A 14,491-nucleotide genomic window follows, 5' to 3' on the forward strand; every position below is an offset into this window, starting at 1 on the left:
AGAGAGTGACCAAATATATTGCTGCGGGTTATGCTGTTGATTCAGTTCTCCCCGATATGGCACATGAGGATCTGTCGAAGTTAACACATCTGAACGTAGCCTTCGGACATGTCAAAAATGATGCAATCACCACCGAGCATTTAAAAAACGGCCATGTGATCCGGAACATCAAGCGGGAGCATCCGAATCTTACAGTGCTGTTGTCTGTTGGCGGATGGAGTGCTGGCGGTTTCTCAGAGGCCGCCTCAACTCAAGTGGGGAGGGACACCATGGCCGCATCGGCAGTCCGGGTGTTGGAGGAATACCCTTTTGACGGGATTGATCTGGACTGGGAGTATCCTTGTTATGGTGAAGCTGGTATCGCATCCAGTCCTGATGATAAACGGAATTTCACCTTGCTACTCAAGACAATTCGGGAGTCACTGGATGCCAAGGGAGCCGAGGATAGCCGTCATTATCTGCTCACCATTGCGGCAGGGGCTGATCAATACTACGTTGATGGTACAGAGATGGCCGAGGTGCAGCAGTACCTGGACTATGTTCAGTTGATGACCTATGATATGCGTGGCGGTTTTCAGGTTCTGACCGGACACCATACGAATCTGTACACGCCAACAGGAGATCTGTTTCGAATTAGTACGGATGCTTCCGTGAACCTGTTTGTTCGCGCTGGTGTCCCGAAGGAGAAAATTGTGATCGGAGCTGCGTTCTATTCCCGGATCTGGAATGAGGTTCCTGACCAAAACCACGGGCTCCATCAAATGGCTGGTAGCACAGGCGGCTACGGTCCGTCATTTGCAGAGCTGGAAGCGAAGTACATCAACAAGAATGGATACATCCGTTATTGGGATGAGGAAGCCTGTGCACCGTTTCTGTTTAATGGGTCCAGCCTCATATCTTATGATGATGAAGAATCGATCCATTGCAAATGTGATTACGTAAAGGAACAAGGTCTGGCCGGAATCATGTTCTGGGAGTACGGTTGTGATCCTACTCACCGTTTGCTGGGTGCAGTGCATCAAGGGCTGAAGGATCTTCCGGTTGGGAAAATCGGATAAGGCCGCCGGCCGCGACGAATCAGATTATGTCTACGGACTAAAAACATACGAAGGGGCCGTCCTATACGTTATGAGCATGACGTATAGGACGGCCCCTTGTTTGCGTTAGTTCGGTCTAATGAATCAGGCACATGTTAGACGATGTCTCCCTTTATCCAATACATTCCTCGTCGTCATCATCAGGGGAATCGGCGGAGCCGTTGGGACGGTGCATTTTACGGTATTGCCCTGGGGTATAACCCGTCTCTTTTTTGAATTTGCGGATGAAGTTTGGTGTATCCAGGTAACCGACACGCGTGATGATATCTTTTAACGGATCGGTAGTATGCAGCAGTAGTCGAATGACCTCATCCATCCGTTTCTGCCAGATATATTGGGTAAAGTTCATGCCGATCTTTTCTTTGAAAGAACGACTGAAATAGGATGAAGAGATCGTGAACTTTGATGAAATCGTACCCAGACTGAGATCATAATCAGAGAAATTGGCATCGATATAAGCAACGATTTCATCCATAAGAGAGCTTTCTTCCGTCTCACTCTTCGCCTCGACATGGGCGCAGATTTCGGCGGCAAGGCCTGTCAGTTTTTTCTCCAAGTCCTCCAACGAGTCGTAGGAAGTGATCCTTGGAAGTTGATCAACCACATGATGGATTCCAAGCTCCGAAGCGGTTTTGAGCATTGTATTCAGAATATCAAAGCAGATGCAACGCAGCAGCGGTACAGATGGTATTTCGGATTTCAGGGTATTCAATGCAGTTGACACCATCTGAACCGCCACATCATAGCTGCCTTGTTTCAAGCTCTGAACCAGCTTCAACAATACATCCTTGGGGACCCAGAAGGAAGAATCCTGTACACCGGAACCGGAAAGGTCGTTAAAGTATGTACTGCTTCCCTGTCCATGCAGCATCGATGCTTCCAGAGCGGTCGAGGCTTCGATGTAGGACTGATTCAGCTGTTTCGGATAAGTGTACTGATTGCCTATCCCGATTGCGGGCGCGACCCTGGTGTGATCTGTCACCATCCATTGCAGTTTTTCAACAATAGGCTCCATACGGGCATTTAGGCTACCTTCATGCTCTATTTCGGCATCAAATCCTATGATAAGGGCCAATTGGTTTGCCTGTGGCTGCTCCACGCCGTAAGCATAAGCGGACAACTCCGGCAGCTCCACATCGTTCATCAGCTGCATGACAGTAGGTTGCTCGGGGTTATCACCGTTAGGAAAAGCATGCATTTCCCAGCCCATGATCATGACAAAATAATGGGATCGGTTAAAGCGTATGCCAAGCTTATCCGTAAACTCAGAGGGGAAATCTCCGGTGTGACCATGCTTCAGCAACATGAGCAAAATGTGATTGCGGGCATAGGGCTCCTGAAGATCTACACGCTGACTATAATCATGCAGTGTTTTCTTGATCCATTCCAGCTCGTTGGTGGTGGAAGATGGATCAGGATCATTCTTCAACCGAATGAACTCCATTAAGTCTGAAATCGGATGATACTGTCTCCGGGCCAACATAATGGCGAGGAACGTGCCCATCACCACCATGAAGGAGAAAACGAGAACAACAAAGGTGCGAATATGAACGATTCGGCTGAAAAATTGGTTGCTGGGCATAGCGGTCACATAAGTCCAACCCGCATCCGATTTAACAGATACAACCGAATGTGGTTCTTGATTTAAGGAGATGCTATGCGTCCCGGGTTCAAGAGTAAACAGAGCGTTAACTTCTTGCTCGGATATGATTTCTCCCTTGTAATTGGCCGCCAGTACTTGCCCGTAATTATCGAAAATATACGTCATCCCGTGATAGTCACTGAGGATGGAATCAATTAAGCCTGTCAGATTGGACTCGTGAATCAGGTACATGACGGTTCCATGGGCGGGTGTATTGTTAGGTGCAATCGGTACAAGATAGGCCAGCATGGAATTGGGTATTCTGGTTCCTTGGACGACCTGCTCCGCTGGACGTATCGTGGGGGACTGCACGTTATTCAAATCCCGGATCATGTCTGTTTTGTTCCACGTAGTAAATTTGTAGCGGCCAGTGAATACATCCAGATTCTCAGAACCTTGAGAAGAATAGATGTTATCATCTCCGCGGAAGAACAGGAATAACTCATCGATAATGGAACTGGTGGCTTTGTATTTGACCAATGCACCGATTGATTCCCGGCTATAGTACGGATGGTGGGTCCAATACCGCGTTAACTGCTCATCGTACGCGATGCGAAAAGCGATGTCCTGTAATTCCTTCATGCGATCATCGATGACGGTTTTGGCTTGAGTGAGCTGATTGACATTGGTCTGTTCAATCTCTGAACGGAGCGTGTTCACAGCGTTGTGATAAATAATGATGGTTAAAATAACAAGAGGGATAAGGAAAATGGAGATATAGGATAGTGTGTACTTAAGCAGAAGCTTGGACTTGAAGTGATTCCATTTCATATCTGCAACCTCCCGTTTTCTTTCGTGCTGCAGCGATAGCGCTCTCATATGGGCAGTGAAGGTATTGCCAGATGAGAGCTGCTGGGGTGTTCTTACTAAAAATACTAGGAGAACTTCTCTAATAAAGCAATGGAGAACTTTAATAAATTTCAGAGCAATTATCGAGAAAGATATAAAGATAGCAAAATCCCCTCAAAGTTCACTCATTTCCTTATGCTACCACACAAGGTTTTTCAAAGAGTATCTACTTTAAGGGGATATATTTGAGCTGATCATATATTATATTTTCTAATTATTGAGTATAGGAGTTAAAACGATTATTCTTCCAGAGGTTCATAGTCAAACAAATCGAAACTTGCAGGCGTACACTCCCCCGATGGAGCATAAGCGTACATGGCGATCATCACACCTGTGAAACCACTTGCCACTTCGGTAGATAACAGATGTGTTTCCCCTGAACCCACTTCGATGGCATCGGACGAACCTTGCTGGTAGAGGAACGTGAAGTTATTCCGGTCAGCCTTGATTTGTAATACAACCCGCCCCGTGTCACAGTCAAGCACCTGTTCGGTTCGCAGAGAGCCGACGGTTCGTCGCAATACGATTTTCTTCTGCCCATCGATCTGTGTTACAGCCAAATCGTAATGATATTTATCATTCATAAATAAGGTTAATCCGGCTTCTTCACCGCTCGCATTTGGCTCATAACGCAGCTCGGTAGCCATATTGCATAAGAAATGGCTCAATCGACGTCCAACAAAGGCTGGATTTTGTCCATCATCAAGTGAAACCGGGTTACCCCGCAGGATGAGTTGCCCGGGATTTTCTGTGAGCGTCCAACTATCCGGAGCCGGGTTTCGCAAGAAGATCCAGTTCATGTCCAATGTTGGTTCGTCAAAATGATCCCGGATAGCCTGAGGTGTCCAAGGGTGCTCAGGCAACGAAGGTTTGGACATCTCCGGCTCAATATGTCCGTCCACACCGATCATTGGCCAACCGTCATCTGTCCAAGTGACAGGTGCCAGGAAGGTTTCGCGTCCCAGATGGTGCCGCATGGGGTAACCTGCTGGACGAAGGCCCAGACATACGGCCCACCAGCTTCCATCCTGGATCTGGACAAGGTCTGCATGACCGGTTGCATGGATACTGGATTTCATGCTTCGATTGGATAGAATCGGATTATGAGGACACGGATCAAATGGTCCGTATGGATCTGTACTCCGAGCAATGGTCTCCATATGACCATACTCGGTTCCACCTTCGGCGATCATCAAATAGTAGAAGTCGTTTATTTTGTACAGGTGGGGGGCTTCGGGGGCTGCTCCTCCGGTTCCGTTCCAGATCAATCGGCTATTGGTTAGTTTGGCTCCTGTCTTGATGTCTATCTCACACTGATAGATGCCCTCGCCTTCATTTCCATTACAGGCTGTTTGGAAATACACACGACCATCTTCGTCAAATAGAAAAGAGGGATCTATACCATCTTGATCAACGAAGATGGGAGCAGACCATGGCCCTTCAGGTTGGATGCTGCGTACATAAAAATTTCCGCCGCCACTGACATTGGTTGTTGTCATATAGAACCAACCATCATGATACCTGAGTGTTGGGGCATAAATGCCGCCAGAGCTGCCTGCATTTGCTAAAGGAAGTTGTTCTGGGGTAGTAAGGACATGGCCGATCTGTCGCCAGTTCACAAGGTCTTTGCTGTGGAAGATGGGCACACCAGGGAAATATTCAAAGGTACTGGTTACCAGATAATAGTCTTCATCTACACGGCAGATACTCGGATCTGGATAAAACCCAGGAATCACCGGATTGGTATATTTTATCATGTTATGCTCCTATTCATTGTGAGAGTTTAGTATGAATCTGGACACATTGAAAATCCCTGCTACAAGGCGAATTATAACGCTTATAAGTATATGGAACCTTGATTTTTCGGTCCTGGAATAGCATGATATAGACATTCAACCCAACAATGTTCGTGGAGGGGAATGCTTTTGAGTAATGCATATTTGAGATGGTTTACTTCAGATCATCAACAATTTCCGTTTTTTATTCAGTACGGTGGACATGTTGAGGACATGGAACTTCATAATCATATGGATTTTACGGAACTTGTGATTGTACTGAATGGTCATGCAACTCATGTGGTGAACACCGAAGAATTTTTTATCAAAAAAGGAAACGCGTTTGTGATCAATGGCGACACCCATCATGCGTACAAAGACCCTCATGATTTTAGGATCTGTAATGTTATGTTCAGTCCCGAGATGCTTGCTTCGGCTGGGCCCGATCTGAGAAAATCTAACGGCTTCCAGGCGCTGTTTGTTTTGGAACCGATTTATCGTAATATTCACTCCTTTCCGAGTAAATTGGCGTTATCCATTTCCAGTCTGGAGTATGTAGAATCGCTGATATCGTTCATGATTGAGGAGTATCAGAGTAAACAGCAAGGGTATCAGACGATGTTGATCTCACGTCTTACGGAGATGGTTGTTTATTTGTCGAGGCAATATGATACACAGGAGAAAGGAATCGAAGGTAATAATCTGATGCATCTGGCAAATGCCATTTCATTTATTGAAGATCATTATCTTGAGCCACTGTCGCTGGAGGATATTGCGGGGAAGTCGAATATCTCAATAAGGCATCTGAATCGGATTTTTCGATCCTATTATCAGATGACCCCGATCTCTTATCTGCAAAAGTTGCGTCTGGAGAAGGCATGTCATTTGTTGAAAAACGGGAACCTGTCCATTACGGAAATTTCGTATGAATGCGGGTTTAACGACAGTAATTATTTTACCCGCCAGTTTAAGAAAGCCTTTGGCAAGTCTCCCAAAACATACAGACAGACTCATTAATACATGACTGAATATAAAACACCAAACAGGGCCTCCTCATATGGAGGTCCTGTATGCTGTCTCGGGTAAATTCAATAGTCCAAAAGCCGTCCATTGTCATGCCACAGACCGTACATTTTATTCTCCTTTGTGCTGGTTATGAACTTATCCAATCTGCTCTGTAATAATGCTGGCTGTTTCTTGACACTTTGGATCGTATCAATCCGAACGTTTTGATACAGGGCAGGGAAGGCCAAGAAGTTCGCATACACCTGTTGGTCCTCTTTCAGCCTTTGTTCGATGACGGCATCGATGATGAAAGCAGTCGGGTCCATCACAGGAAGAACCTTTCTACCTTCGTCATGCATTAAGCCCAACTTTTCAAGACGACGGACACGTTCCTTGTTCAATTCAGTCCAAGAGCTTCGTTTGCTTCGAGGAGATAATCTCTGTGCCAATTGGGTCTCGGATATTTTCTTTTTGACACCATCGATCCAGCCGAAGCATAGCGACTCCTCAACCACATCCAAGTACAGCAGGGTATCAGAAGTTGGTTTCATGCTTACAATGACCCAGCAAGATTGCTGGACTTTTCCGTGCTCCTGCAACCAATTTCTCAATTCTTCCCTCGATGTCACGGGGATACAATGTACATTTTCCATTCGATTGTCAACTATACTTGAGCCGGTTCCTGATACCAAAAGAGTGAATAGTCATTCATGATGGAGGCATGCCCCAATTGACGCAGCATGGTAGAAATATTGCCTCGATGATAGGTTCCGTGGTTAACCACATGGATTACCAATTCCGATAAGCTGGTTTCGCGAACTCCTGCAAATGGATTATCGAGTAGAATGGTTTGCTCCAGATCAGCTTGGCCTCGTAACCACTCACTGTATTGTGCCGACAGGTCGGTAAAACATTGGATGTACTCATTCACAGAACCGTGAATTTCACTATTAAGTGGTATGCATGCTTGCAGTGCCTCGGGCATCCCGGTGCCAGTTAACACCAGATACCACATCTTATCCACTGTATAGATATGGCTGAGTGCGTGAGCAATGGTTGGATATGAACTGTTCACTTCCTGACTCAGGACAGAAGAGGGAAGTTCCTTGATTCTGCCCAGGATGGTTTGGTTGGCCCATGCGTGGTAGTTATACATTTGTTCCGGATAATTCATTGATGATCGTCTCCTTTAATTTGGCGATGGATTGGATGAACTTACTGAGATGATTATAAAAAAAGAAGTATGACAACAGCGTGTCATACTTCTTCATAGAGCTTAAGTGCGTTTCGAAGTTGTTCTTTCAGAATGCCTCGTAATTCAATCGGTTCAAGTACCTCGGCGCCACTACCCAAACTAAGCAGAAACGACCATAACCACTTAGCTTGTAACGGCTGATGAACCGAGATACGCATCGTCATACTTCCATCCTCGTGAAATTGCTTATCTGCCTGTTGAAAATGATCCATGGCTTCCGCGAGCGCTTCCGGGTTCACCCGGAATACCACATCACTTACCTGATCTTGCCATGACGGATCTGACACAACCGTCTCTTGGGGAAGCTCAAGGTGGGGTTGGAAGTGTTCCGATGTCAGTTGCACGTTCATCATCCGGGACAGTCGGAACTCGCGATAATCCTGCCGTGTCTGGCAAAATCCATATACATACCAATTACGATATTTAAAATGGAGTCTTACCGGTTCCAGATGGCGGGGTGTATGTTCATTCTTAGTATTGATGTAGTCAAAACGGACAACCTGATGATCCGTAATACCTTTACGCAGATGAGGGAGGGCATCCGGTTCTGTTCGGCGAGTCTCCAGATCCACCGATAGACTTGAGGTTTGATGCTCCTGTCCAATCGTTTGCAGACGTTCAATCGTGCCTTGTGCACGTGCATCTTCGAATACTGTGGATAGACTGCTCAGGACCGTGATCAGGGAATTCACATCATAAGAACCGAGCAAGCTTTTATCCATCTTGTATCCGTCCATCATGCCGTAGCCGCCTTTGAGTCCCTGATGGGAGACGACCGGGAAGCCGGCGGCACAGATCACATCAATATCCCGATAGATCGTTCTTGGGGACACCTGAAACTCTTCTGCCAAGGTGGAAGCAGACAATACTTCGTGGTTCAGCAGTTTATATATGATTGAGATTAAGCGCTCCAATTTCAAAAGGTATCCCCGCCCGTTATTCCATTTTGTCATTACAGGCCATTATTATATCACGACACAGTGAACAAGATGGATGACTACAGAGGGTCATTATAATCTACTATGTTTTGTCCCAGCCTGAATGAACAAGGGATTGGTTGGGATGAAGCAACAAAAAAGAGTGCTGGATCGCACTCTTTACAAGGTACATTATTGTTGTGAAGAAGAACAGGTATCTTAGGTATCTTGGCAGTTCTGTTGAGCTTTTATTATGGGCATTTAGTCAGAGTAGGCTCTATTCCTCTTGCACGTTATAGAGAACCCGAGCGAGCAGATTCTGTCCATAGTTACCAAAGTTTTTGCCAAAGATCGTTAAACCGCGTTTGTTGAGAGGTCCATCGGTAACCGCAATACGGAAGTGAATATCGCTTTTGTAATCCAGCCCAATCTGGTCCAGCGTTACATCCGAGATACGACACCCATCAATATAGCTGCCTTCCTGCGTGATTCGGATCAGCTTCAGCATGCCGTACTGGTTCAAGTGGGGAGGCCACCATTCCGGGTTGAAGGTACCGCGTGTATTGCCAAAATCCCCTGGACTTGTCCAGCAGCCAATCTCAATCCCATTGACATAGAAGTAAATATCCGAAGGGTAATTGTCACAAAAACCAGGGGCCTCTGATCCCAGTTCCATCGACAATTGAATTTCGCTAAAGGACTGATTGGGTTTGAGATAGTTTGGAATTCGATATTCCAGATAACCTTCAGCCAGCCAGATCATCTCCGCATCAATTCGCAGTGGATCAGCAAAGTAACGCGGATCATCGAACTCTCCAACAATGCTGTCCCGGGTAGCGAGACCACATGTAGGTGCAGCCTGATAATCGCTGTAATGACCGACCTGTATTTCCACTTCATAACGATTGTTAATCTCCTGTGAACGCAGATCAACCATCAATTTTTCCTCATTGAGATAACATATCTTCTGAATTCCATGTTTGCCAACAGCGGTGTTGATCTCGATCAATCCGCTCTCTTCAAGTTTCTTGATATGCATCGTAATGGCGCCATTGCTCAATCCCAGCTTGGTTGCGAGATCATTGAGATTAAGGCTTTGGTTCTTGGCCAGAAGCTCGATGATCTGAATCCGGATTTCCGAACTGAGCGCTTTGAAGATATTCACACCCGACATCAGATCTTTAATATAAATCATAGGTGGATTTCCTTTCCCCGTTCTGAACAAAGTCTTCGACACAGACATTTGCACATTTATATGTTTTATTTCAGATAATTATAAATCATTCCCTCATGGAAGGGAAGGGTGGAGAAATAGAAGCCAAAACCCTTGTGTATAGCGCAAATACGAAAATATAATCTATATTTTGTTCACTATTCCGGTTAAAATAAGTGTTAATCAGTTCACATATATTTGAAATATACCATTGAAATGTCATGTAACCGCTTTTATAATCCTATTATACCTAAATTGATTCATTACTTCATGAACCTAATTAACCATTTGATCAGGAAAGGTGGAGTTTGGTTTGGAAAAGTTAAGCAATGTGAAGAGGTTTAAGTGGAAACGGTTGACGTTACCGGCATTACTTGTGGTGGTATTACTGCTGGCAGGTCAGTCAAAAGCTTTGGCGGCGTTCTGGAATCTGACCGGAGATACCGCTGTTCATGATCCGTCGATTATCAAAGAGGGCAGTTCGTGGTACACCTTTTCAACGGGTCCGGGCATTCAAGTATTGAAATCCGATAATGGATCGTCCTGGTATCGTGTTCCACAAATCTTCTTAAGTAAGCCATCCTGGTGGGCTTCTGCCGTTCCGGGACAAAGCGGATTGGATGTATGGGCACCGGATGTAGAGCAGTATAACGGAAAAGTATGGCTCTATTATTCGATCTCCACCTTTGGCTCCAATCGGTCTGCGATTGGTCTTGCTTCTGCGAACAGCATTGGAGCAGGGCAATGGAAGGACGAAGGATTGGTGCTTCAAACCACGACCGCCAATAATTATAATGCTATTGATCCGAATCTGGTCATTGATGCTTCAGGTAATCCATGGCTGGCCTTTGGTTCTTTCTGGAGCGGTCTGAAGATTGTCAAGCTGGACAAAAATACGATGAAACCAACGGGAAGTATAACTTCCATTGCTGCGCGCCCGAATAACGGAGGTGCTATTGAGGGACCAAGTATTGTATATCGTGGTGGTTATTATTACCTGTTTGCTTCCATTGATTCTTGCTGCCAAGGGGTGAACAGTACCTACAAAATGGTCTATGGACGTTCGACCAGTATTACAGGCCCTTATGTGGATAAAAACGGAGTGAATATGCTGAATGGCGGCGGAACGGTACTCGATACCGGCAATGTGAAATGGAAAGGGCCAGGTGGTCAGGACGTGTATAACGGGAATGTCATTGCACGACACGCCTATGATGCAGAGGATAATGGCAATCCGAAATTGTTGATTAATGACTTGTTGTGGGACGCTAATGGATGGCCGAAGTATTGATTTGTTTTAGATAAATATAAAATGTTTTATAAAAGTGTTGACTAAAGTGATCTGGATTTGATAAATTAACAACAGAAATCTTATTTCATCCAATTGAATACGGTTACAAATCCAGATCAGGAGGGGTTCAGATGGTAAAGAAAAAGAATTGGGTCACATTTATGCTTCTTATGCTGGTAAGTGCACTGGTACTTGCGGGCTGCGGAGGAGGGAGCAACGGTGCAAGTGGGGACAAGGAGTTAACGTTTATGTTCCGCGGGGGCACAGATGAGCAGAAAGCATACCAGGCGGTAGTCAAGAAATTCGAAGAAGATCATCCGGGTGTGAAAGTCAAAATTATTGTAACGGCTGCAGATCAATATGCGACCAAGCTGAGAGCGGCAATTACAGGCAACAGCTTGCCTGACGTATTTTATTTTAACCCAGGCGATATTAAGGCCTATGTGAACAGCAATGTTCTCATGAATCTTACACCTTACATTGAAAATAATGCGGATGTTGATTTGAATAACATCTGGAAATATGGAGTGGATCTATACCGTTATGATGGCAAGATGGCAGGACAGGGTGATCTTTACGGCATGCCGAAGGACCTCGGGCCATTTGCACTAGGCTACAACAAGACTTTGTTTGAAAAAGAAGGCATTCCACTCCCTGACAAGGATAAACCATATACATGGGAAGAGTTCATTAAGGTGAATCAGCAAGCGACTAAGGATACCAACGGGGACGGTAAACCGGATGTATTCGGTACAGGTTTTAACGTACAGTGGGCACTGCAATCCTTTGTATGGAGCAATGGCGGGGACTGGCTGGATGACAGCAAAACGAAGGTAACCATTGATGATCCGAAATTCGCAGAAGCTCTGCAGTTCTTCGCGGATATGCAGAACGTATACAACATTACACCTTCCATTGAGGAAGCGCAAACATTGGATACGTACCAACGCTGGATGAAAGGCGAAATGGCCTTCTTCCCTGTAGGTCCTTGGGATATGAGTACATTCGAGAAATTGCCTTTTGAGTATGATTTGTTACCTTTCCCTGCGGGATCGACTGGCAAGTCGGCTACGTGGATTGGTTCCCTGGGAATCGGGGTATCTGCTAAATCGAAACATCCGGAAGAAGCGGCAGCATTGGTGAACTACCTAACTGCTTCGAAAGAAAGTATGCAGCAACTGGTAGATGCCAAGGTACAGATTCCGAATCTGCTTGATATGGCAGACGAGTGGGCCAAAGATACATCCACGAAACCATCCAACAAGCAGGAATTCATTGATATCGTAGAGGATTACGGACGTTCTTTGCCAGGTAACTACACGTACAATGCGGAATGGTATGACCTCTTCTTCACAGACATCCAGCCGGTTTTGGATGGCAAGATTACAGCCGCAGATTATGTGAAGCAACAACAGCCCAAAATGCAGAAGCTGCTCGACAAAGCGGTTGAACAGGAACAGAAATCTCAGAAATAGTAGATAGGAAAGGGTGATGCCGGCAGCCTGCAATCATGCTGCTGGCATCATTCGTATTGGGTATTATTGGATTCCATACGGGCATGTGGCATTCGTTGATCGGCAAGGTTCAATCGAAGAATGCCACATGCTGATACTAGAAACAGGGGTGAACGCCGTGATTACGAAATCGAGTTTGTATCGCAAAGAGATGCTGTACGGATATCTGTTTATCTTACCTCCGATTCTTGGGTTGCTGATCTTTGTCATGTTCCCATTCCTCTACTCCCTCTATGGTTCCTTTACCGACTGGGATGGACTGGGACAGATGAACTTTATCGGATTGGCCAACTTCAAGGACTTGCTAACGGATGACTTATTTTACAAAGCGATGTTTAATACATTCTTCCTGATGCTCGGGATCCCGATTGGCCTTTTGCTGGCCTTGTTGCTGGCTATGGGTTTGAATCGTAAAATTCCCGGGACTACGACCTTCCGTGTCATTTATTATATTCCGGTCATCTCCTCCCTGGCTGCGGTGTCCATCATGTGGAACTGGGCGTATAACGGGGATTACGGTCTGGTGAACCAGTTCCTCGGCCTGTTTGGCATTGAGGGTCCCAACTGGCTCGCGAACAAAGACACAGTCAAACCAGCACTGATTATTATGACGGTATGGAAAGGTTTGGGGTACACCATGTTATTGTACCTGGCAGCGCTGCAAAGTGTATCACGTACATATTATGAGGCGGCTGAACTGGATGGAGCCAATGGGTTCCAGATTTTCCGCAATATCACCTGGCCGATGGTGAAGCCTGTTACCTTTTTCCTCGTCGTTACGAATATCATTGGCGGTTCCCAGATCTTTACCGAGATGAACATTATGACGCCTACAGGTGGTCCTGAATATTCATCCGCTTCGATTGTCTTCTACATTTGGCAGAAAGCCTTCAGTAACCTTCAGATGGGTTATGCGTCAGCCATGGCTATGATTCTTGGTATTTTCATTTTTGTCATTACCTTGGTGCAATTCAAAATGAACGAAAAATCAGCCTATGATGGGGATTAATTGTCAAGGGAAGGAGTGAATCGGAGATGTCTTACAGTCAAAAAAGGAATTTAACGAACACGATCATTTTTATCGTACTCGCGATCGGTGCTATTGCGATGGTTGCACCACTGATCTGGATGCTATCCACTTCATTGAAGGAGAAGCAGGATGTATTCGCGCTTCCACCAGTGTGGATACCTGAAGTATTTCAATTTGGAAAGTATAAGGAAATCTGGGAAGCAGGCCCGTTGCTAAGCGGGATCAAAAACAGCCTCATTATCGCGGTAAGTGTAACGATCGTCGGTACGTTTACATCCAGTATCGCTGCGTTTGCTTTTGCCAAATTGAGATTTCCACATAAAAACAAACTGTTTCTTGCTTTGCTTGCTTCCATGATGATTCCATATCCAACAGTCATGATTCCACAATTCATGATGTTCTCTAAGCTTGGCTGGACTGATACATTATTGCCGCTTATTGTACCGGGGTTGTTCGGTAATGTGATTATGATCTTCTTCCTCCGGCAATATCTGCTTAGTGTGCCAGATGCCATTATTGAAGCTGCCAAAATTGATGGAAGTTCCTATTTCCGGCTCTATTCCAGTATCACATTCCCATTGATTAAACCTGCCGTTGCTGCACAGTTAATTCTCTGGTTCATGGGGATCTGGAACGATTATCTCGCACCGATTATCTATCTGAATTCACCGGAGAAGCAGACGCTGCAGCTGGTTATAGCGAACTTCAATGCCACGTATGCAATCCAGACGGATTATCCACTTATTATGGCAGCGTCGATTGTGGCTCTGTTACCGGTTTTAATCATCTTCTTGATCTTCCAGAAACAGATTATTGAATCGGTTGCCATTTCGGGAGTGAAGGGATGAATCAGCGGAAGAGATTCCGAGGGTGGACATTTTCGAAGAGAGGGGTTGTTGCTTC

12 protein-coding genes are annotated in these 14,491 nt (G+C 45.5%); 6 read left to right on the plus strand and 6 right to left on the minus strand.

Annotated features, from left to right (window positions below; translation table 11 throughout):
* The first annotated feature begins 5 nt into the window (after positions 1 to 5).
* Positions 6 to 1,058: a glycoside hydrolase family 18 protein gene (locus MKZ13_RS05945; protein ID WP_221819050.1), complete on the plus strand. Its 1,053-nt coding sequence runs from the start codon at positions 6 to 8 to the stop codon at positions 1,056 to 1,058.
* Between the two features lie 151 nt (positions 1,059 to 1,209).
* On the opposite strand, the gene MKZ13_RS05950 is transcribed toward MKZ13_RS05945, so the two are convergent.
* A complete protein-coding gene (locus MKZ13_RS05950; RefSeq protein ID WP_221819051.1) occupies positions 1,210 to 3,510 on the minus strand; it encodes a helix-turn-helix domain-containing protein in 2,301 nt (766 codons plus the stop codon).
* A 317-nt stretch (positions 3,511 to 3,827) separates the two neighbouring features.
* Positions 3,828 to 5,342 (minus strand): glycoside hydrolase family 43 protein, encoded by a 1,515-nt coding sequence (locus MKZ13_RS05955; protein WP_221819317.1) that lies wholly within the window; start codon positions 5,340 to 5,342, stop codon positions 3,828 to 3,830.
* Positions 5,343 to 5,513: 171 nt separating this feature from the next.
* Between MKZ13_RS05955 and MKZ13_RS05960 the strand changes: the two genes are divergently transcribed.
* Complete coding sequence (locus MKZ13_RS05960; protein ID WP_221819052.1) at positions 5,514 to 6,380, plus strand: helix-turn-helix domain-containing protein; 867 nt, start codon at positions 5,514 to 5,516, stop codon at positions 6,378 to 6,380.
* A gap of 71 nt (positions 6,381 to 6,451) precedes the next feature.
* On the opposite strand, the gene MKZ13_RS05965 is transcribed toward MKZ13_RS05960, so the two are convergent.
* The 4 genes from MKZ13_RS05965 to MKZ13_RS05980 form a co-directional block, all read right to left on the minus strand.
* Positions 6,452 to 7,021: a YdeI/OmpD-associated family protein gene (locus MKZ13_RS05965; RefSeq protein ID WP_221819053.1), complete on the minus strand. Its 570-nt coding sequence runs from the start codon at positions 7,019 to 7,021 to the stop codon at positions 6,452 to 6,454.
* Between the two features lie 11 nt (positions 7,022 to 7,032).
* Positions 7,033 to 7,542, minus strand: a complete 510-nt coding sequence (locus MKZ13_RS05970) for a DinB family protein (protein ID WP_221819054.1) — start codon at positions 7,540 to 7,542, stop codon at positions 7,033 to 7,035.
* A gap of 83 nt (positions 7,543 to 7,625) precedes the next feature.
* On the minus strand, positions 7,626 to 8,543 hold the full coding sequence (locus tag MKZ13_RS05975; protein WP_221819055.1) for a YafY family protein: 918 nt from the start codon (positions 8,541 to 8,543) through the stop codon (positions 7,626 to 7,628).
* Positions 8,544 to 8,817: 274 nt separating this feature from the next.
* Positions 8,818 to 9,735, minus strand: a complete 918-nt coding sequence (locus MKZ13_RS05980) for a winged helix-turn-helix transcriptional regulator (protein WP_017690213.1) — start codon at positions 9,733 to 9,735, stop codon at positions 8,818 to 8,820.
* 394 nt (positions 9,736 to 10,129) lie between these two features.
* Here MKZ13_RS05980 and MKZ13_RS05985 point away from each other — a divergent pair, with 394 nt between their 5' ends.
* The 4 genes from MKZ13_RS05985 (at position 10,130) to MKZ13_RS06000 (ending at position 14,436) form a co-directional block, all read left to right on the plus strand.
* Positions 10,130 to 11,044, plus strand: a complete 915-nt coding sequence (locus MKZ13_RS05985; RefSeq protein ID WP_313771418.1) for a glycoside hydrolase family 43 protein — start codon at positions 10,130 to 10,132, stop codon at positions 11,042 to 11,044.
* A gap of 131 nt (positions 11,045 to 11,175) precedes the next feature.
* Positions 11,176 to 12,519, plus strand: a complete 1,344-nt coding sequence (locus tag MKZ13_RS05990; protein ID WP_221819057.1) for a sugar ABC transporter substrate-binding protein — start codon at positions 11,176 to 11,178, stop codon at positions 12,517 to 12,519.
* 157 nt (positions 12,520 to 12,676) lie between these two features.
* Entirely contained in the window at positions 12,677 to 13,567 is an 891-nt protein-coding gene (locus MKZ13_RS05995; protein ID WP_124117107.1) for a sugar ABC transporter permease, read from the plus strand.
* Positions 13,568 to 13,593: 26 nt separating this feature from the next.
* Positions 13,594 to 14,436, plus strand: coding sequence for a carbohydrate ABC transporter permease (locus MKZ13_RS06000; RefSeq protein ID WP_221819058.1), 843 nt, complete (start codon positions 13,594 to 13,596; stop codon positions 14,434 to 14,436).
* The last annotated feature ends 55 nt before the right edge of the window (positions 14,437 to 14,491 follow it).

Source organism: Paenibacillus sp. FSL R5-0701 (assembly GCF_037973995.1).
Taxonomy (GTDB): Bacteria; Bacillota; Bacilli; order Paenibacillales; family Paenibacillaceae; genus Paenibacillus.

What these genes read in the sequence shown, in the direction of transcription:
- MKZ13_RS05950 (WP_221819051.1), bottom strand. Translation starts at nt 3,510, where the DNA reads ATGAAATGGAATCACTTCAAGTCCAAGCTTCTGCTTAAGTACACACTA.
- MKZ13_RS05965 (WP_221819053.1), bottom strand. Translation starts at nt 7,021, where the DNA reads ATGGAAAATGTACATTGTATCCCCGTGACATCGAGGGAAGAATTGAGA.
- MKZ13_RS05970 (WP_221819054.1), bottom strand. Translation starts at nt 7,542, where the DNA reads ATGAATTATCCGGAACAAATGTATAACTACCACGCATGGGCCAACCAA.
- MKZ13_RS06000 (WP_221819058.1), top strand. Translation starts at nt 13,594, where the DNA reads ATGTCTTACAGTCAAAAAAGGAATTTAACGAACACGATCATTTTTATC.
- MKZ13_RS05980 (WP_017690213.1), bottom strand. Translation starts at nt 9,735, where the DNA reads ATGATTTATATTAAAGATCTGATGTCGGGTGTGAATATCTTCAAAGCG.
- MKZ13_RS05990 (WP_221819057.1), top strand. Translation starts at nt 11,176, where the DNA reads ATGGTAAAGAAAAAGAATTGGGTCACATTTATGCTTCTTATGCTGGTA.